Origin of the sequence: Chryseobacterium sp. HR92 (assembly GCF_045689405.1) — a bacterium.
Taxonomy (GTDB): Bacteria; Bacteroidota; Bacteroidia; order Flavobacteriales; family Weeksellaceae; genus Chryseobacterium; species Chryseobacterium viscerum_A.
Window position 1 is genome coordinate 4,064,498 of sequence record NZ_CP139139.1, and the last position, 19,708, is coordinate 4,084,205.

Below are 19,708 nucleotides of genomic sequence, written 5' to 3' on the forward strand. Positions count from 1 at the left end.
CAATATTCTGGCAAAACTTTTTTATAAAACACAGTATATGAGAAAACTTTTAATTGGGATTTCCCTTTTAGGAACTCTGGGGCTTAAAGCTCAATATGGTTCATTGAATGAAATCCTTAACCGACTTGAACAAAGAAAAGGCATTAATCAGCATCTTGAAAATGTAAATATTGACAACAAAAAATTTATTTTCATCAAAGATGAAGCTGATCATACGGAACGGGACTTTATTATTATCAAAGGGAACAACGCCACTTATGTAGAAGTTTTCGATGATAAAGCTACAGGAGAAAGCAGCTCTAATGTTTTCACCGGTGATATCGTCAGGAAAAAAAATATTATTTCTTTAAGAGCAGATATGCTTGAAAATAAAAAAATCCCAATGCCTGTTACGAAAACGTTATTGTTGACCCAGCAGGATAATATTCTCTATCTTATCGATGTCAATACCAGAGACAGATGGATAGATGAAGCATCTTACTCAAAAAAGGCAAAATAAATATTCTGAGGAAAAACTCAGCAATATTTTAATCTAACTAAAATCTAAACTTATGAAATCATTTGTAGACTATTCCTCAAACTCGGATTTTTCTATACACAATATTCCTTTCGGAGTCGCAGTTTTTAACAAAGAATATATCGGATGCTGCACAAGAATCGGTGATCAGGTAATTGATCTTGCTACCTTGTACGATCTTGGTTATTTTGAAGATATTGAAGGATTGGACGACAATGTTTTTGAAGCTTATACCATCAACGAATTTATCGAGCTGGGTAAACCTGTTACCAATGCTGTTCGTACTAAAATTCAGACATTATTACAGGAAGGATCAACATTATCAAAAGATCAGAAAACCATCGAAGAAGCCTTCTACGACCTGGATAAAGTAAAAATGATGATGCCTGTTCACATCCCGAACTACACAGATTTCTACAGCAGTATCGAACATGCTACCAACGTAGGAAAAATGTTCCGTGATCCTGCAAATGCTTTATTACCAAACTGGAAACATTTACCGGTAGGTTACCACGGAAGAGCATCTTCAATTGTTGTATCCGGAACAGAAATCAACCGCCCGAAAGGTCAGATGAAACCTGCAGAAGCAGACAAGCCTGTTTTCGGGCCATGTAAACAACTGGATTTTGAATTGGAAATGGCCTTCATTATCAATAAAAATACGGAGATGGGAGAAAGTATTTCTACAAAAGATGCAGAAGATGCCATCTTCGGAATGGTAGTTTTCAATGACTGGTCTGCAAGAGATATCCAATCATGGGAGTATGTTCCGCTAGGGCCATTCCTTGCGAAAAACTTTGGTTCTTCTATTTCTCCATGGGTTGTTACACTTGAAGCTTTAGAGCCATTCAGAACAGCATCTCCAGTGCAGGATCCGGAAGTCTTAGATTATTTAAAATTTGAAGGTGATCAAAACTACGATATCAACCTTGAAGTCTATATCCAGCCTGAAAACGGAGACCAGAACCTGATTTCCGAAAGCAACTATAAACACATGTACTGGAATATGACTCAGCAGCTTGCGCACCACACGGTAAACGGATGTAATGTGGAAGTGGGAGATTTATATGCCAGCGGAACCATTTCCGGAAGCGATCCAAAATCTTTCGGTTCTATGCTTGAATTGACATGGAGAGGACAAAATCCTTTATCATTAATCAACGGTGAAGAAAGAAAATTCATTGAAGATAATGATACGGTGACCATGAAGGCATGGGCTGAAAAAGATGGTGTAAGAGTAGGTTTCGGGGAAGTTTCCGGTAAAATTATTCCAACACTTTAATTTTTTATCTGGGTTTTAACTCTGCACAATAATAGTATTAAACCTTATAGGTTTTAAAAACCTATAAGGTTTAATGAATAACATCGCTATGCTATACAGCAAACAAAACATATAGTATTAGTAATGTCATGCTGAGCGGAGTCGAAGCATCTTTTTAATATCATTTGAATACTTAAGTTAAATTAAGTGTTAAAAGCAAAAACATGAAAACAGTAATCCCTTCCGAGATAACCTCCGTACAACTTCAGACGATCATGCAGACGGCTGTTTCACCGCGTCCGATTGCTTTAGCGTCTACAGTAGATAAAGATGGTACAATTAATTTATCTCCGTTTAGTTTTTTTAATATGTTCAGTACGGTTCCTCCGATTTTGATTTTTTCACCATCGAGAAGAGTCCGTGATAATACAACCAAACATACGCTGGAAAATGTTCTTGAAGTTCCGGAAGTAGTTATTGGAACTGTGAATTTTCCAATTGTACAGCAGATCTCTTTAGCTTCTACAGAATATGAAACCGGAGTCAACGAGTTTATCAAATCCGGACTTACCATGAAAGAGGCGGATCTTGTACAGCCAAAACTGATTGAAGAATGTCCTGTCAACTTTGAATGCAAAGTTTTAGAGGTAAAATCATTGGGAGATCAGGGTGGTGCCGGAAATCTTGTGATCTGTGAAGTACAAAAAATTCATATCAGAGAAGAATATCTGAATGAAGCCGGAAATCTGGATCAGAAAAAACTGGATATGGTAGCCCGATTAGGCAGTAACTGGTATTCCAGAAGCAATGAAAACAGCCTTTTTGAAGTTCCAAAACCCCTGGTAACAAAAGGAATCGGCTTTGATCTATTGCCTGATGCTATTAAGTACAGTAAAGTATTTACAGGGAATGACCTTGGAATGCTTGCCAATACAGAAGTATTACCTACAGGTGACTTCCATGCGGATGACAATATTCACATGGATGCCCAGAAACTGCTTCTTGAAAGTAAAGTTGAAGAAGCATGGGTTTTACTCACTATACAATAAAAAAGCGGCCTGAAATTTCAGGCCGCTTTTTTATTGTAAGCTGGAAGCTAGAGGCAGGAGGCTCGAAGTTTATAGAGCCTTAAAGTAACCTTTGGCTAGTTTAACAAACTATTTATTTTGATTTCAATAGATATCGAATGCCGTTCATAACTTCCCGCTTCGATCTTCCCGCTTCCCTTCTTATATCTTTACTTCGCTTTCAATGTTTCAGAAACCGCTATTTTCTCTTTTTCAGCAAAGTCTGTTACCTTTCCGTTTTTATCAATAGAAACATTCAGATTATCATTCTTGGCATCGTAATAAATATGTGTTGCATATCCTGGGCAGTCATGCTGCTTGCATCCTGACAGTTTGTAAATTCCGTTTTCTGTTGTGACAGGACTTTCTACATTGAAATTCTTTACCATTTCATCATATTGGGTTCCTGCAAGCTTCTTTAATCTTTCTGTGATACTTTTATCTTCAAACAATTTGATATCATGTGGATATTTACCCACATTTTTAGTGATAATATTATCCGGAGCCGGTGCAGAAGGAGGTGGTGATGCTACAGAATCATTTTTTGTAATTACAGAGTCTTTAGGCATTACTGTAGCCAAAGTATCTGTGCTTGCTGAAGATTCTGTTTTTGCTTCTTTTTTACACGAAACAACACATAATGAGAGCGCGAATACGCCTGCAATAATTCTTTTCATAATTATACTGATATGGTGGTTAATTTATAATAACGCAGTTTTAAAGGTTTTATTTCAATTTTTCTTTGATAAAATCAATACATTTTTCGGTTACAGTATTCAGGTCTTTTGGTAAATCCTTTTCTGCCCATGGTTCTTTTGCTCCAAAAGTATGATTGCCATTTTCAATCAGAAACAGTTCAGAATTTGGGTGAAGAATATGGAGATGTTCGGCCTGCTTTACCTCTACAGCTTCATCATCTGTTCCATGAATAATCAGCATATGAGTTTTTGCCATTTCCGTTGCCCGTTCTACATCAAAACGGTGAACATTCTGCTCATAATCTTCATAAAACTGATAATAGTGGGGCATTTCCTGTTGGGTACGTCCGTTCAGTGCATAATACACTCCATTACTTTTCCAGTTCTCAAAAGCTTCTCCTTTTGGAAAACGATCTAAAGTATCTACACTCGCCAAGGTAATCAACCCGTTGATTCTTTCATCTTCGGATGTTTTAATAATAGAAATTCCTCCTCCTCTGCTATGTCCGACTAGAACAATTTTTTCATCATCCACATGCGGATCTTTACTAAAGTGATCAATGACCACTCCAAGATCAGAAAGCTCTTTAGAATAATTATTGTTCCCGAAGGCTTCCAGATCTCCAAAGTTATGTGGATCTTCCGTCGTTGTTCCGTTATGGGAAAAATTAAACTTGACAAAGAAAAAACCTGCTTCAGCAAACTTTTCAGCCATCAGATTCCAGGCTCCCCAATCTTTATAGCCTTTATATCCATGAACAAATATTACCAGTGGAAGCTTTTTTTCAGTATCCGGATAAAAAATATCTGCAAGAAAACCTTTTGTTTCTTTATTTTCTAAGTATATATTCTTTTCATTAATCAAATTCATAAAACAAATGGGATTTATTTAATATTATTTATATTTATAGGATCATTTTAAATTGAAATTTATGAAAAAAACTCTACTTTTTTTATTTTTAATTACTTTTTCTTTTATCCTGAGTCAGACGACCAAAAGGGTGTTCTTTATCGGGAACAGTTATACGTACGTTAATGATTTGCCTAACCTCATCCAAAGTATTGCTGCTTCTAACGGCGATGTACTCGAGCATCACAGCCATACACCGGGAGGGTCTACACTTCAGGATCATGCCAACAATCCGGATGTGATTTCAACTATCAATCAGGGAAACTGGGATTATGTTGTATTACAGGAGCAGAGCCAGCTTCCTTCATTTCCGGATTCTCAGGTTCAAAACCAGGTATATCCTTATGCACTCCAGCTCTCAAATCTGATTAAAACATCCAATCCCTGTGGAAATGTAATCTTCTATATGACCTGGGGCCGCAAAAACGGAGATGCTACGAATTGTCCGGGACTCCCCTCTGTGTGTACCTATCAGGGAATGGATACTCAAATTTATAACCGCTATATGGAAATGGCAGCTGCCAATGAAGGTATTGTTTCCCCAGTAGGTAAGGTATGGAGAACAATCAGGGAACAAAACCCGGCTATTGAGCTGTATGATCAGGATGAATCACATCCGAGTTACATTGGATCTATGGCTGCTGCGTATACATTTTATACTATTTTATTCAAGAAAGATCCTACACAGATCCCTTTTAACGGGAATCTTAATCCGGCACAGGCCCAGTTAATCAAGGATATCGTTAAAACAGAAGTTTATAATCAGCCTGCCAAATGGTTTGTAACGAGTAATGATGTTCACAGCAGATTTACCTATCAGCTTACCGGAGCCAATACCGTGCAGTTTACGAATACAACACAAAATGCGGCTAATTATTCATGGGATTTTGGTGATGGTACGACTTCCACTCAGGAAAATCCGGTACATACCTACCCTGCAGGAGGAAATTATAATGTAAAGCTGACAACTGATGCCTGCGGAGCCACTACCATCAAAACCAAACTGGTTGTCGTAAACACATTAAATACAGCAGAAGCTGCTATTGAAACTCAAGTTCAGATTTATCCTAATCCTGCCCAACATCTAGTTAACATAACTTCTAAAAAGAAAATTGAAGTACTTTCACTTACAGATGCTTCCGGAAGAATGGTTCATTATCATTTGAGTAAAACAGATTCAGGATATATTCTACCGCTTCAGCATTTGGCCAGCGGAGTTTATTTTTTACAATATAAAGCAGGTGAAAAGGAATTCACTAAAAAGATTATAAAAAAATAACCTTATTTTTGCTTCATGCAGAATTTAAGAACTGTAACCGTGATGCGTTACATTCTGCCACTGAGAGAGGGAGGATCACTTCCCGCTCTGGCAGAAGCTGATGATGATTTCAAATATGTATTAAAATTCCGTGGTGCAGGCCATGGCGTAAAAATGCTTATCTCTGAACTTTTGGGTGGAAAAATTACCGAAGCATTGGGATTAAAAATTCCTGAACTTGTTTTTATCAATGTTGATGCTGATTTCGGAAGAACGGAAGCCGATGAAGAAATACAGGATCTTCTGAAATTTTCTGAAGGTCTGAATCTTGGTCTGCATTACCTTTCCGGTTCTATCACTTATGATCCGGGAGTAAGTGTAGATCCCCTTCTGGCTTCAAAAATAGTATGGCTGGATGCCTTCATTACCAACATTGACCGTACTTTCAGGAATACCAATATGCTGATGTGGAATAAAGAGCTTTGGATCATTGATAATGGTGCTTCGTTCTACTTCCACCACTCCTGGCAAAATTTTGATACAGCAGCAAAAACACCTTTCAAATATGTGAAAGACCACGTACTTCTCCCTAAAGCAAAAATGCTTGACCAAGCAGATCAATTTGCCCACGAGGTACTGAATGATACACTTTTCAGAGAAATTGTTAATACGATTCCTGAAGACTGGCTGCACTGGAATGATGCTGATGAAACGCCTGACGAAATCCGTGAGATCTATTTTCAGTTTCTGAAAACCAGATTAGAAAATTCTCAAATCTTTATAAACGAAGCTAAAAATGCAAGAGGATAAAATATATGAATATGCGGTAATACGCTTAGTACCTAAAGTTGAAAGAGAAGAATTTTTCAATATCGGGCTGGTAATGTTTTCCAAAAGGGAAAAATTCATCAGGGTAGAATTTTATTTGTGTCCTGATAAATTTAAACTCATGCACAGTAAGCTGGACTATGAAGATATCATCCAGAATCTTGAAAGTTTTCAGAAAATTGCCAACGGTGATAAAGACGGCGGTCCTATTGCCCTGCTTGATATTCCTGAACGTTTCCGCTGGCTGACAGCTGTAAGAAGTGCTGTAGTGCAGACTTCCAGACCTCATCCTGGAAAATCCAAAGATTTAAATAGTACTTTTGGTAAACTTTTTGAGGAGTTAGTAAAATAACACACCCTCTAAAAAAATTTATTATGAAATCATCTATATACAACATATCAATCTACAGGTTTTTCACAAACCTGTTTTTTGTTTTATTTTTAAGTATTTTTACTTTAAGTTTTTCACAGAACTTTTCACAAGTACAGGTGAAGACTGCACCTATAAAAAGTACATTACTTCCGGAAATAGCCAATCTGTCTGAAGATATTATATATAAAACCAATAGAAAAGGAGATGCTGTCAAACTGGATGTTTTCACTCCTAAAAATGCTGCTGAAGACAGGCTTCTTCCTGTACTGATCTATGTTCACGGAGGTGGATGGATAGAAGGTGATAAAGTGATTCACGCAGATAATTATCTGGAAACTACCATTGCAAAGCTGATGGCAAAACAATATGCCGTAATCAGTATTAATTATACACTTTTGAATGACAGTACTCATTTTCCATCACCTTTGGAAGATACCAAAGATGCAGTAAGATGGGTAAGAAAAAATGCAGAGCAATATCATTTTGACACCAACAATATTGGGCTATTTGGAGCTTCAGCTGGAGCTCACCTTTCCTTGATGGCCGCCTATACTCCAGACAATACTTATCTGGGTAATCCGGAACTTTCGTCTTATTCTGCTAAAGTAAATTATGTAATTGATCATTATGGCCCTGCAGACCTCAACAAACTTTTCCACACAAAATTAGGCACGATTCCGGTAGCACTGATCGGATTAATGTCAAAAAAAATTGTCGGTTTACAGGAAAATCTTGTGAAAGGAATTTCTGGATATGATATCAGGAAAGATCAGGACAAAGCCATTGATTATCTAAAAACCATATCTCCTGTTAATTTTGTTTCGGAAGGAGTCCCTACTTTAATTGTTCAGGGGAATAATGATAAAATTGTCCCTTTAAGTCAGTCTAAAAAGCTTCACAGAAAATTAAACAGAGCCAAAATTCAGAACTCTTTAATCATTGTAGAGGGCGGAGTCCATGGATTTGGGACGACTGATAAGGCTTATCTGGATAAACTGACAGATGAGATGGTAGATTTCGTTCTTTCGCAAAAGAAATAATATACATCTACGTTTTTAAATACAAATCAAAACACTACAAATCAGCATAATAAATATAAAATCAACAACAAATTTGCTAAATTGATATACATATCCATATTTTTTAATCGAAAATTAATTACCTTGGCTATTGTTTAAATTATTTTTAACAAAACAGCCAATAAATTAATCATTCATTAAAAAAAATACGCAATATGGATTCTTTGAATAATATCAATGCGCTTACGCTCATATTTGCATCTGTTCTTATTTTTGCAATAGCTTACCGTTTTTATGGTATTTTTATTGCCAATAAAGTTCTTAGGCTTAACGATCAAAATATTACCCCTGCTGTAGAATTTGCAGATGGTAAAGATTATGTTGCTACTAATAAAAACGTACTTTTTGGACATCATTTTGCAGCTATTGCAGCGGCTGGACCTTTGGTAGGACCAGTTCTTGCTGCGCAGTTCGGATATCTTCCGGGTGCATTATGGATTCTGATTGGCTGTGTATTGGGAGGCGGAGTGCATGATATGGTTGTACTCTTTGCTTCTGTAAGGCACAAAGGACAAAGCCTCGCGACAATTGCTTCAAAAGAAATCGGAAAAGCTACTGGAACTGTGGCAGGTTTTGCTATTCTTTTCATTCTGATTCTTACGCTGGCTGGTTTATCACTGGCTTGTATCAATGCGATGCATGAAGCCTCATGGTCTCTTTTTACAGTAATCATTACTATGCCTATTGCCATTATCATGGGACTGATTATGCGCTATAAAAAGAACAGTGTCTTGTTTGCAAGTATTTTGGGAGGAATCCTTTTGATTGCCGGCATCATCGGAGGTCACAGTCTGATGCAGAATCCTACCATGAATAATTTATTTTCCTGGGATATCAAAACAATTTCTATTGCCATTCCTCTATATGGCTTTATTGCTTCCGTATTACCGGTATGGCTGCTTTTAGTTCCAAGGGACTACCTTTCTACTTATTTAAAGATAGGAACTATTATCATGCTGGCTATTGGGGTAATTGTTATTCACCCTACCATACAGATGCCTGCCATCACAGCTTTTGTCAATGGTGGAGGACCTATTATTGGCGGTCCGGTTCTTCCTTTTATCTTCATTGTAATTGCGTGTGGTGCAATTTCCGGTTTCCATGCTGTAATTGCCACGGGAACAACTCCGAAAATGCTTAATAAAGAAAGAGAAATACTTTTCGTAGGTTATGGAGCCATGCTGGTGGAAGGTTTCGTAGCATTGATGGCACTTATTGCTGCCTGTACATTGATGCCGGGTGATTATTTTGCGATCAACACTCCCAAAGAGGCTTATGATTCTTTTCTTGCGGCACATCCATCTTTACACGGTGTAGATATCGATTATTATTCACAGAAAATAGGGATTGATCTGTATGGCAGAACCGGAGGTGCGGTATCTCTGGCAGTGGGAATGGCTCATATCTTTAATAAAATACCATATATGGATCAGCTGACGGCTTATTGGTATAATTTCGCCATTATGTTTGAAGCTGTATTTATTCTTACTGCTATTGATGCGGGAACAAGAGTGGGACGTTTCTTTTTGCAGGAAATGCTGGGTTCTGTAGTTCCAAAATTCAATGATAAAAACTGGATTCCGGGAATTATCATCAGCAGTCTTCTTTTCACTTTTGCCTGGGGATATCTGGTGTATACCGGAAACGTAAACAGCATCTGGCCGTTATTCGGAATCAGTAATCAGCTGCTGGCTGCCTGCGGACTTATCGTCTGTACAACAATGCTGATAAGGATGAACAGGGGAAAATATGCTTTATGCTCAGCTGTTCCGGGAGTTTTCATGGCTGGAATTACCTTCTGGGCAGGGTATATCCAGGTAACTGCTATCTATATTCCGAAAGGACAGTACTTACTGGCTGCATTGGCGGCAACGGCAATGATTCTGATGCTTATCGTATTTGCAGGAGCTTTCAGGAAATGGTATCAGCTTCTTCAGATCAACAAAACAGAGATTGATCATTATGGAGAACCGGTAAAAGAACTTGTGGAAAGATAAGATTCACATTCTATCAATTAAAAACCATTAAGAAGGATTTAAGAAATAAAGTATAGTTAAGGTGAATCATTCTGATTTTTAAGCTTAAAGCGAAGCTTATCTTAATACTCTTAAACTCTTATTAAATGCTTAATGGTTCAAAAATAAAAGTTCAAAAAAAAACAGTTCAGAAATTCTGAACTGTTTTTTTATAAGCATTATCTTTTGTTTTATTTAAAAATTGAAATTAAGTCTTGCAAAAACATATCTCCCATTTTGTCCAAACTGTGAAGTGGAACGTGAATAAATAAACTGATCGTTATTCGTAGAAGCAGTAAGGTTCTTTGTTGGATAAATATCAAATAAATTGTTCACTCCTAAAGTCAGTCCTACATATTTGGTAAACTGATAAGCAGCGGAAATATCGGTAATGATCTTATCTCCTATCTGCTGGTGTTCATTAAAATCTATGATCCCGTCCCCATTCACATCAATAATATCAGCTCCTGTTACTTTTCCGAAATAGGTATTTCTCAGATAGAAAGTAGCACTCTTCCATGAAAGCGTATGAGAAAGACTGGCTTTCACTCTTGGAACAGCTTCTTCCAGATATACTCTTGATTTTTCCGAGAAGTATACTTTCTCCAATTGTGGCGACTGAAGAAGTCCTGCAGAATGGATATCACCAACCTGTTTTGTTTTATTAAGGTTAATAGCAAAGTTATTATCTAATTTAAATCCTGAAAATCTTGCATTGTGTGAAATTACCACATCCAAACCTTTTGTTTCCGTATCAATGGCATTGGTAAAGAACTGAGCTGCATTGATTCCCAACTGATCATAAGCTTCCTGTGCTTTCTGAGGAACGCTTGCTCTTAAGAATTGGTCGGTAAGGATAATACGGTTATCAATTCTTGTGAAATATCCGTCTGCAGTAAAGCTAAGTCCCACCGAAGGAATTCTGTAAGTAAATCCTACACTTGCAGATTTAGAAGTTTCCTGCTTCAGTTTTGGCATATCCAACAATCCTGCCAGCTGAGAATCATTACTGAAAGTTCCCACTTCCAAAAGCTGATTATTTGTGAATAATGTAGACGTTACATTATAATAAATCTGGTGGATTGATGGTGCTCTGAATCCTGTAGATCCTGCAAATCTCACATTGAAATTAGGAGCAACCTTAATTCTTGAAGCCAATTTATAATTGAATGTAGACCCGAAATCTGAATAGTTTTCATATCTCGCTGCTGCATCTACCAATAACCAGTTGGTAAAGTTGAATTCAACATCTGCATAGGCTGCTACCGACTGTCTGTTTTTATCTACAGCATTTTCAGGCTTAAATCCATTGAATACCTGTGATCCTCCAGGAAGTGCTACTCCGAAGAAATCCGTAGGCCTCACAGAGTTTCCGTTCCATACATTTCCGGAAGCATCGTAGGTTGCATAAGAAGCTTCTTCACCCTGAGTGATTTTAAAATTCTCATAACGGTGCTCAGCTCCGAATGCTACGTTGATTCCTTCCCATACATCATATTTTTTAGAGAAATCTAAATTGATGGTATTTTGAGAAAATCTTAGTCCACCTGCATTAAATTCTCTTGGTGAATCAAAACGCAAAGAGGTATTTCCTGTATTCTGAATGTTATAGGTAAATGAATTTTGTCCATATGTATTACTGAAATCAATATTCCACCCGTCCCATTTTCCTTTGATTCCGGCAGCCAGCGAAATATCCTGAATATCTGTTCCAATCTGAGGAAGATAACCGTTAGAATATAATCCTGTAAAAGTTCTGCTTTCACTTGGTCTTCTGTAAAATCCTCCGGAGGTTCCGTGTCTTAAACTATATCCACCAAAAGTATACACTTTCCAGTTGTCACTTACAGGGATCTCGGCATTCACAAAAAGCTGGTGATTGTTAAGCTTAGATTGCCCTACCTGCATATTGAAATCTTTTCTCGTTTGTCCTCTGTAAGCCAGCTCCTGATCTGTGATATAATTAAGCTGATCTCTGGTGAAATTTGCAGATTTCAAAACATTCTGTAATGCGGAAATGGTATTAGCTCCCTGAATATCGTTTTGTAAACCCTGAGAAAAATAGCTTACATTCTGAGCATATTGATGAATGTAATTTACAAGCTGCTGTGAGTTGGGAGTATTGTTTATATTCGTAAAAAGAGAAGAAAGGTTCACACCGTCATTCAATGCTCGTTGTTCAATAGCATTGTAAGCATTGTAAACCGGACCACTTTCTGTTCCCGCTCTGTAAGTTGGGTTTCTGAATTGTGAAGACCAGGTAATATTAAAGAAACCACCTTTGGTTCCGATTTTATTCCCATAGTTCAAATCCAGCTGAATATTCTGTCCGTCAAAATCCCCGGTATGATCATTAGCTGTTGGCGTAAGATTTCCTCCGTAGCTGATCTGTCCTGCCAGTTTTCCTGTATCTCTTTTCAGATCAAGGTTGATCACTCCGGCAATGGCATCAGATCCGTATTGGGCAGCCGCTCCGTCTCTTAATACTTCTATTCTGTTCAAAGCGAAAGAAGGAATTGCATTCAAATCTGTTCCTACAGTACCTCTTCCCGGTGTTCCGTTTACGTTTACCAGTGCTGATGTATGTCTTCTTTTCCCATTCACCAAAACCAGTACCTGATCTGGCCCTAAACCTCTTAACTGAGCAGGATCCAAGTGGTCTGTACCATCAGAATTGGTTTGAATAGTGGAAGTAAATGAAGGTGCTACAGCATTCAGAATTTGTCCGATATTGGTCTGTGGAAGTATAATTGAAGATTCTTTTACATTGAATACATCTACCGGGACCGGACTGTCTACTTTAGATCTGGCTCCGGCTCTTGAACCTAATACAACCACTTCTTCTACATTATTGGTTTTTATGGTATCCTTATTTGTTTTGATGCTGTCTTTTTCCTGTCCGTAAGTATATACGCCAAGAAAAAATAAAGCAGAGACCGAAAGAATAGTTTTTTTATTTTTCATATAGTTTAATTTGATTGAACATTTATGTTTTTACAGGGTGCAAATGTAAAATATATTTATTAGTCCACAAAATCAATAGACTTTGTTTTTATAAAAAACGTTTATTGTTTCTTTCTATCCCTCATTTAAAGTTATGATAATTTAAGAACATTTCCATAAAAAACATCGTTTTATAGAATGTTAGATCTAAAATAAAAACGCCATGATCGCAAAGAAACTTGAGCTTATTAGTCTGATGATCGCAATGCCACTTCGTTTAGCAAAGAAAATTTACTTCGCTGAGTGGAACGTCATCGCGATCGAAAAATAAACACAATATGATATTCACTTTGCGAACTTCGTGTTAAAAAAAACGGATCCAAAATTGAATCCGTTATCTTGTATGTTTAAATATTTGCAATTAAATCTTAGTCAATTTAGCATATTTCAGAATCAGATTTTTCTCTCCTTCATGGATGAAAATCACTTTTGCTTTGATATTCTGCGGATCTGTTCCATCCAGAAAACTAACCTCTCCGATACCGAAACGGTCATGTCTCACTTTATCTCCTACTTCAATATCCTGGGAAGAAGCTCCGCTTGGGTTAATAATTTTGGCTGTACTTACAGGTTTCAGTTTTCTTACTTCCGGTGCCGGTTTTGAAGTATCTCCTCTGTCAATTGTTTTTTTCTCAACCTTTTTGAAAGATTTCATTTCGGAAGGATGTTCATCAAAAATATTGGACTTCACCCCTGAATTATTGATAAACCTTTTTTCCAAAGCAGGATTAAGGAATTCAATATATTCATCATCAATTTCACTTAAGAATCTTGAAGGTTCTGCATCTGTGATTTTCCCCCATTGGAAACGGGAAACAGCATAAGAGAAAAAGACCTGTTTTTCAGCCCTTGTCAATGCCACATAAAATAGTCTTCTCTCTTCCTCAAGATCTTCTCTGGTTGCAGAGCTCATAAAACTTGGGAAAAGGTTTTCTTCAAGGCCTACCAGATGTACTACCGGGAATTCCAATCCTTTTGAAAGGTGAATCGTCATCAAAGAAACCATATCATCTTCCAGGTTTTTATCCTGAGTATCAGCAGAGAGTGCAATATTTTCAAGGAAGTTGGAAAGACTCGGATCTCCGTCTTCAAGCTGCATCTGTTCTTCAATAAACCCTTGCATAGAGTTCATCAATTCCTGTACGTTTTCTACTCTGGAAATTCCTTCAGGAGTCTGATCATCTTTTAAGAATTTGATTAACCCGCTTCGTTTTGCCACTTCCATAGCTACGCTGTAAGCCGTTTCTGTTTTCAGCAATACCTGAAAAGCCTTGATCATGGACCAGAAATCGTTCAGTTTGTTCAAAACTCCGTTGTTCAGCCCTAATTGCGGTGCATACATCGGAAGATTTTCCAATACTTTTGAAACCGCAATATTGTGTGCATCTGCAAAAACGATCAGTTTATTCTGTGTTGTTTCTCCTATTCCTCTTGCAGGATAATTGATAATTCTCATCAATGCTTCAGAATCATTTTCATTAATCAGAAGACGCAGATAACCAATAAGGTCTTTTACTTCTTTTCTTTGGTAGAAAGAAAGTCCCCCATATACTTTGTACGGAATATTTTTGCGTCTCAGCGCATCTTCAAAAGCACGTGTCTGAGAGTTTGTTCTGTATAAAATGGCAAAATCGCTGTATTTTCTCTGGTCACGGTTACGGAGTTCCCAGATATTTCCTGCTACGAAATTGGCTTCATCAGCATCGGAAAGAGAGCGGTATATTTTAATCTTGTCCCCTTCTTCATTATCACTGAATACATTTTTCTTAAACTGCTGTAAGTTTTTTGCAATAACTACATTAGCTGCATTTACAATATTCTGTGTAGAACGATAATTCTGTTCCAATGATACCGTTTTGGCATCCGTATAATCTTTTTTAAAGTTTAAGATATTGTAGATATTCGCTCCACGGAAAGAATAGATAGACTGTGCATCATCCCCTACCACGCAGATATTCTCAAATTTTGAAGCTAATGCTTTTACGATAAGATACTGAGAATGGTTGGTATCCTGGTACTCATCTACCATGATGTATCTGAACCTGTCCTGATATTTTGCAAGCACTTCTGGAAAACGTGTCAGCAGCTCATTGGTTTTCAACAGCAGGTCATCAAAATCCATAGATCCGTTTCTGAAACACTGATCCACATATTTCTGATAAATCTGCCCGATAAATTTCATATTTGCCTTTTCATCCGCTTCCATCAGTTCCGGATTGTTGAAATAAGCTTTTACCGTAATCAGATTATTCTTATAGGTTGAAATTCTTGCCTGAACTTTTTTAGGTTTATAAAGATCCGCATCAATATTCATATCCTTTAATACTTTTTTGATCACATTCAGGGCATCCTGCTGATCATAAATGGTAAAATTGGAAGGGTATCCTAGATAATGAGACTCAATTCTTAAAATTCTTGCAAAAACAGAGTGAAAAGTTCCCATCCAAAGGCTTCTTGCATTGCTGTCTCCTACTACTTTTGCAATACGGTCTTTCATTTCACGAGCCGCCTTATTGGTAAAGGTAAGTGCCAGGATATTGAAAGGGTCTATTCCATTATGTATTAAATGAGCAATACGCATGGTAAGTACACGCGTTTTCCCGGAACCTGCTCCCGCAAGTACCATCAAAGGGCCTTGTAAAGAGGTAACGGCTTCATATTGTGATTCATTGAGTCCTTTCAAATAGTCCATACAGCAAAAAAATTTTGGGAACACAAAATTAATGTATTCAGAGGAGAATTCAAACTTTCATAGAGAAGTTCGAGATTTGAAATACCAGGATTGGGTTAATAGTCAATTTTGCTTCGCAAGTGAATGGTCAATAGTGAATGATTAATCGCCGAGTAAAAACTTATCTACAATAATTATTCGTAAGCTCAAACCACGCAACCCGAATCCCATAACAAATTCACAAGCACAGCGAATTGACCATTCAATCTTGGAGTTCCAATAGTCAATTTTGATTCGCAAGTGAATACTCAAGGGTGAATGATTAATCGCCGATTAGAAAATTTGTCTACAATAATTATTCGTAAGCTCAAACCACGCAACCCGAATCCCATAACAAATTCACAAGCGAAGCGAATTCACTATTCACCATTCACTTTTAAACCTCTTAAAATTATTCCCCTGCAATCATATATTTCTATAAACTTTGTAACATTTAATTCACTTTTCGTACTAATTGATAAACAATTTCTAAATTTTATGAAAAAGCGACTTCTTTCTGCTGCTGCCGTAGCTTTCTTCGGGCTAATGCTGAATGCACAGCAAATCAAATTCGAAGAGTACGACCTTCCCAATGGTCTTCACGTAATTCTTCATCAGGATAATTCGGCGCCGGTTGTAACAACAGGTGTAATGTACCACGTAGGTGCAAAAGATGAAGTAAAAGGCAGAACAGGCTTTGCTCACTTCTTTGAACACCTTTTATTTGAAGGAACTCCTAACATCAAGAGAGGAGACTGGTTTAAGATTGTTTCTTCAAACGGAGGACAGAACAACGCCAACACTACCAATGACAGAACTTATTACTATGAAACATTCCCTTCTAACAATGAACAGCTTGGACTTTGGATGGAGGCTGAAAGAATGCGTCATGCTGTCATCAACCAGATTGGTGTAGATACACAGAGAGAGGTTGTAAAAGAAGAGAAAAGATTAAGAATGGATAACCAGCCTTATGGAAACCTTTTCACGACAATTCAGAAAAATTTATTTACCAATCACCCATACAACTGGCCGACAATTGGTTCTATGGAAGATCTGAACTCTGCTAAATTAGAAGAATTCCAGGCGTTTTACAAAAAGTATTACGTTCCGAATAATGCTACTTTGGTTGTTGCAGGAGACATCAAACCTGAGCAGACTAAAAAATGGATCGAAACCTACTATGGAGGAATTCCAAAAGGAACATTATATCCAAAAGATTTCCCGAAAGATACTCCTATCACTCAGGAAAAGGAAGTGACTGCAATAGATCCGAACATTCAGCTTCCTGCTTATGTTTTCGCGTACAGAACTCCGGCTAATAAAGAGAAAGATGCTTATGTTTTAGATATGCTTTCTTCTTATTTAAGCAATGGTAAGTCTTCAGTTTTATATAAAAAATTAGTAGATCAGGATAAAAAAGCACTTCAGGTAGCTGCTTTCAACCAGGGACTTGAAGATTACAGTATTTTCGCATTCTTCGCGATTCCAATGGGACAAACTACGAAACAGACTTTACAGACTGACATTGATGCTGAAATCAAAAAAGTTCAGACTACTTTAATTTCTGAAGAAGATTATCAAAAGCTTCAAAACCAATACGAAAACCAGTTTGTAAATGCTAATTCAAGCATTCAGGGAATTGCGGCTTCATTGGCAACCAACCACGTATTGATGGGGGACACGAATTTGATCAACAAAGAAATCGACATTTACAGATCTATTACCAAACAGGATCTTCAAAATGCTGCTAAAAAGTATCTTAATTCCAACCAAAGAATAATCATTAATTACGTACCTGAGAAAAAGTAATCATTTCAACTTTTTAGGTGACAACATGATTATTAAAAATTAAATTTTTACAAATGAAAAAGCAATTAACATATATAGCTGCAGCATTTTTCTTTACAGGAATGGTTTCAGCACAAAAAATAGATCTTAATGCAATGCCAAAACCGGGACCAACTCCTGCGATTAACATTGCCAAGCCAAAAACTTTCCAGCTAAGCAATGGTCTTACAGTAATGGTAGTTGAAAACAACAAATTACCAAGAGTAAACGCAAGTCTTTCTATGGACAGACCTCCATACCACGAAGGAGCTGTAACCGGAGTAAGCGAAATTATGGCTGAACAGTTCGAAAACGGAACAACCAATATCAGCAAAGATGATTTCAACAAAAAAGTGGATTATCTTGGAGCGAATCTGAACTTCTCTTCAGGAGGTGCTTCTGCCAATTCACTTTCAAAATATTTCCCTGAAGTTTTAGGTTTGATGGCTGATGCAATCATTAATCCTAAATTCTCTGCCGAAGAAATTCAAAACTCTAAAGAAAGAGCAGTCGAAGGATTAAAGTCTGAGGAAAAAAATGCTTCTTCTATTGCTGAAAGAGTTTCTAATGCTTTGATGTATGGAAAAAATACGTCAAGAGGAGAGTTTGAAACTGTGGAGTCTATCAACAAAATTCAGCTTGCTGATGTTCAGAATACTTACAAAAAATACTATGCTCCGGACAATGCTTACTTAGTAATTGTAGGAGATGTAAAATTTGATCAGGTAAAGCCTTTGATTGAGAAAGCCTTCAGTGGCTGGAAAAAAGTGAACACTCCTATTGCTCCGTTAGAACCTGCTTCCAATGTAGCTAAAACGGAGATCAACGTAGTAGATGTTCCTTCTGCAGTACAGTCTGTTGTTTCATTAAACAACCTGAACAACCTGAAAATGAAAGATGCTAACTACTTCCCTGCAACAATCGCCAACTACATTCTTGGTGGTGGTGGAGAAGCAAGACTTTTCATGAACCTTAGAGAGAAAAACGGATTCACTTATGGAGCTTATTCAAGTATGGTTGCCAGCAAGTATTCTCCGCAATTCTCTGCAAGTGCAAGTGTAAGAAATGAAGTTACAGACAAAGCCGTTAAAGAATTCATGAATGAACTTAACGCAATCTCTACAGTAAAACCAGAAGAATTGGCCAATGCTAAAGCTAAGCTGAAAGGATCTTTCATCATGTCTTTGGAACAGCCGGCTACTATTGCAAGGTTTGCTTTAAATCAAAAAGTTCAGGATCTTCCAGCTGATTTCTACACCAATTACTTAAAATCTATCGATAAGGTAACTGCTGCAGATGTTGCAAATGCTGTAAAAGCTACTATTTTACCTAACCAAAGCAGAATTTTCATTGCAGGTAAAGCATCTGATATTTCTGAAGGATTGGAAAAACTAGGTTATCCTGTAAAATATTTTGATAAGGATGCCAACTCTGTTGCAAAACCAACTGTACAAAAAGTAGATGCCAGTGTAACGGTTGCCTCTATTGCAGATAAATACATCAATGCTATCGGAGGGAAAGCTAATTTAGCTAAAATCACTTCGTATACCACGAATGCTTCAATGTCTATGCAAGGACAAAACATCGATTTTAAAATCGTTAAGGCACAAGGCGGAAAGGAGCTTACTACTGTAACAGCAATGGGACAGGTTGTTCAGAAGCAGGTATTTGACGGAAAGACTGGTTATTCTATGCAAATGGGACAAAAAGTAGACATCACACCGGAAGAAATTGCTGAAAAACAAAAGAACCCGGAGCTTTTCGAAGAATTAGGTTTTGCAAAATCTGCTGATTATAAATTAGGAGGAATTGAGAAAATTGGTGGTGAAGATTCTTATGCTATTAAAGGTGGAGATACTACGTATTACTACAGCGTTGCAACAGGATTAAAAACCGGAGAAACCAAAAAAGTAAAAGCTAAAGGTCAGGAAATGACAATCCCAACAACATTCTCGAATTACAAAGATGTAGAAGGGGTAAAAATGCCATACACCATCTCTGTAAGCCAGATGGGAATGGATATGACAATGAATGTAAAGTCTTATGAGATCAATAAGGCTACTGATGCTGATTTTAAATAACAACATCCAATAATAGAAAAAACGGCAACAATTGTTGCCGTTTTTATTTTTATCAACATTTGACGACATCTTTTTTTG

Annotated in this window: 14 protein-coding genes; 10 read left to right on the forward strand and 4 right to left on the reverse strand. The window is 37.2% G+C overall.

Going from position 1 to position 19,708, the window contains the following annotated elements; genetic code table 11:
• The first annotated feature begins 37 nt into the window (after nucleotides 1-37).
• From SFA27_RS18300 to SFA27_RS18310, 3 genes are all read left to right on the forward strand, one after another.
• Nucleotides 38-499 (forward strand): hypothetical protein, encoded by a 462-nt coding sequence (locus SFA27_RS18300; RefSeq protein WP_047373821.1) that lies wholly within the window; start codon nucleotides 38-40, stop codon nucleotides 497-499.
• A 52-nt stretch (nucleotides 500-551) separates the two neighbouring features.
• A complete protein-coding gene (gene fahA / locus SFA27_RS18305; protein ID WP_407294113.1) occupies nucleotides 552-1,799 on the forward strand; it encodes a fumarylacetoacetase in 1,248 nt (415 codons plus the stop codon).
• A 203-nt stretch (nucleotides 1,800-2,002) separates the two neighbouring features.
• Nucleotides 2,003-2,827 carry a flavin reductase family protein gene (locus SFA27_RS18310; protein ID WP_407294115.1) on the forward strand — a complete coding sequence of 275 codons (825 nt, stop codon included), beginning with the start codon at nucleotides 2,003-2,005 and terminating at the stop codon, nucleotides 2,825-2,827.
• 188 nt (nucleotides 2,828-3,015) lie between these two features.
• On the opposite strand, the gene SFA27_RS18315 is transcribed toward SFA27_RS18310, so the two are convergent.
• Together SFA27_RS18315 and SFA27_RS18320 are read right to left on the reverse strand one after the other, a co-directional pair.
• A complete protein-coding gene (locus tag SFA27_RS18315) occupies nucleotides 3,016-3,522 on the reverse strand; it encodes a hypothetical protein (RefSeq protein ID WP_407294117.1) in 507 nt (168 codons plus the stop codon).
• A 49-nt stretch (nucleotides 3,523-3,571) separates the two neighbouring features.
• Entirely contained in the window at nucleotides 3,572-4,414 is an 843-nt protein-coding gene (locus SFA27_RS18320) for an alpha/beta hydrolase family protein (RefSeq protein ID WP_407294119.1), read from the reverse strand.
• A 61-nt stretch (nucleotides 4,415-4,475) separates the two neighbouring features.
• Between SFA27_RS18320 and SFA27_RS18325 the strand changes: the two genes are divergently transcribed.
• The 5 genes from SFA27_RS18325 (at nucleotide 4,476) to SFA27_RS18345 (ending at nucleotide 9,988) form a co-directional block, all read left to right on the forward strand.
• Nucleotides 4,476-5,732 carry a PKD domain-containing protein gene (locus SFA27_RS18325; protein WP_407294121.1) on the forward strand — a complete coding sequence of 419 codons (1,257 nt, stop codon included), beginning with the start codon at nucleotides 4,476-4,478 and terminating at the stop codon, nucleotides 5,730-5,732.
• A 15-nt stretch (nucleotides 5,733-5,747) separates the two neighbouring features.
• Nucleotides 5,748-6,521, forward strand: coding sequence for a HipA family kinase (locus tag SFA27_RS18330; RefSeq protein WP_047373694.1), 774 nt, complete (start codon nucleotides 5,748-5,750; stop codon nucleotides 6,519-6,521).
• On the forward strand, nucleotides 6,508-6,891 hold the full coding sequence (locus tag SFA27_RS18335) for a DUF3037 domain-containing protein (RefSeq protein ID WP_077414077.1): 384 nt from the start codon (nucleotides 6,508-6,510) through the stop codon (nucleotides 6,889-6,891). Before SFA27_RS18330 ends, SFA27_RS18335 begins: the two co-directional genes overlap by 14 nt.
• A gap of 23 nt (nucleotides 6,892-6,914) precedes the next feature.
• Nucleotides 6,915-7,952 carry an alpha/beta hydrolase fold domain-containing protein gene (locus SFA27_RS18340; protein ID WP_407294123.1) on the forward strand — a complete coding sequence of 346 codons (1,038 nt, stop codon included), beginning with the start codon at nucleotides 6,915-6,917 and terminating at the stop codon, nucleotides 7,950-7,952.
• A gap of 194 nt (nucleotides 7,953-8,146) precedes the next feature.
• Nucleotides 8,147-9,988, forward strand: coding sequence for a carbon starvation protein A (locus SFA27_RS18345; RefSeq protein WP_407294125.1), 1,842 nt, complete (start codon nucleotides 8,147-8,149; stop codon nucleotides 9,986-9,988).
• Nucleotides 9,989-10,201: 213 nt separating this feature from the next.
• Here SFA27_RS18345 and SFA27_RS18350 read toward each other — a convergent pair whose 3' ends face one another.
• Entirely contained in the window at nucleotides 10,202-12,970 is a 2,769-nt protein-coding gene (locus SFA27_RS18350; protein ID WP_407294127.1) for a TonB-dependent receptor plug domain-containing protein, read from the reverse strand.
• A gap of 400 nt (nucleotides 12,971-13,370) precedes the next feature.
• Nucleotides 13,371-15,701 carry an ATP-dependent helicase gene (locus tag SFA27_RS18355; protein WP_047373690.1) on the reverse strand — a complete coding sequence of 777 codons (2,331 nt, stop codon included), beginning with the start codon at nucleotides 15,699-15,701 and terminating at the stop codon, nucleotides 13,371-13,373.
• A 516-nt stretch (nucleotides 15,702-16,217) separates the two neighbouring features.
• Here SFA27_RS18355 and SFA27_RS18360 point away from each other — a divergent pair.
• The gene (locus tag SFA27_RS18360) at nucleotides 16,218-17,531 is read left to right on the forward strand and encodes a M16 family metallopeptidase (RefSeq protein ID WP_407294129.1); all 1,314 of its coding nucleotides are present in this window, start codon (nucleotides 16,218-16,220) and stop codon (nucleotides 17,529-17,531) included.
• 53 nt (nucleotides 17,532-17,584) lie between these two features.
• Nucleotides 17,585-19,630 carry a M16 family metallopeptidase gene (locus SFA27_RS18365; protein WP_407294131.1) on the forward strand — a complete coding sequence of 682 codons (2,046 nt, stop codon included), beginning with the start codon at nucleotides 17,585-17,587 and terminating at the stop codon, nucleotides 19,628-19,630.
• The last annotated feature ends 78 nt before the right edge of the window (nucleotides 19,631-19,708 follow it).

Coding starts and splice junctions, on each gene's coding strand:
- SFA27_RS18300 (WP_047373821.1), top strand. CDS start 38: ATGAGAAAACTTTTAATTGGGATTTCCCTTTTAGGAACTCTGGGGCTT.
- fahA (WP_407294113.1), top strand. CDS start 552: ATGAAATCATTTGTAGACTATTCCTCAAACTCGGATTTTTCTATACAC.
- SFA27_RS18310 (WP_407294115.1), top strand. CDS start 2,003: ATGAAAACAGTAATCCCTTCCGAGATAACCTCCGTACAACTTCAGACG.
- SFA27_RS18315 (WP_407294117.1), bottom strand. CDS start 3,522: ATGAAAAGAATTATTGCAGGCGTATTCGCGCTCTCATTATGTGTTGTT.
- SFA27_RS18320 (WP_407294119.1), bottom strand. CDS start 4,414: ATGAATTTGATTAATGAAAAGAATATATACTTAGAAAATAAAGAAACA.
- SFA27_RS18325 (WP_407294121.1), top strand. CDS start 4,476: ATGAAAAAAACTCTACTTTTTTTATTTTTAATTACTTTTTCTTTTATC.
- SFA27_RS18330 (WP_047373694.1), top strand. CDS start 5,748: ATGCAGAATTTAAGAACTGTAACCGTGATGCGTTACATTCTGCCACTG.
- SFA27_RS18335 (WP_077414077.1), top strand. CDS start 6,508: ATGCAAGAGGATAAAATATATGAATATGCGGTAATACGCTTAGTACCT.
- SFA27_RS18340 (WP_407294123.1), top strand. CDS start 6,915: ATGAAATCATCTATATACAACATATCAATCTACAGGTTTTTCACAAAC.
- SFA27_RS18345 (WP_407294125.1), top strand. CDS start 8,147: ATGGATTCTTTGAATAATATCAATGCGCTTACGCTCATATTTGCATCT.
- SFA27_RS18350 (WP_407294127.1), bottom strand. CDS start 12,970: ATGAAAAATAAAAAAACTATTCTTTCGGTCTCTGCTTTATTTTTTCTT.
- SFA27_RS18355 (WP_047373690.1), bottom strand. CDS start 15,701: ATGGACTATTTGAAAGGACTCAATGAATCACAATATGAAGCCGTTACC.
- SFA27_RS18360 (WP_407294129.1), top strand. CDS start 16,218: ATGAAAAAGCGACTTCTTTCTGCTGCTGCCGTAGCTTTCTTCGGGCTA.
- SFA27_RS18365 (WP_407294131.1), top strand. CDS start 17,585: ATGAAAAAGCAATTAACATATATAGCTGCAGCATTTTTCTTTACAGGA.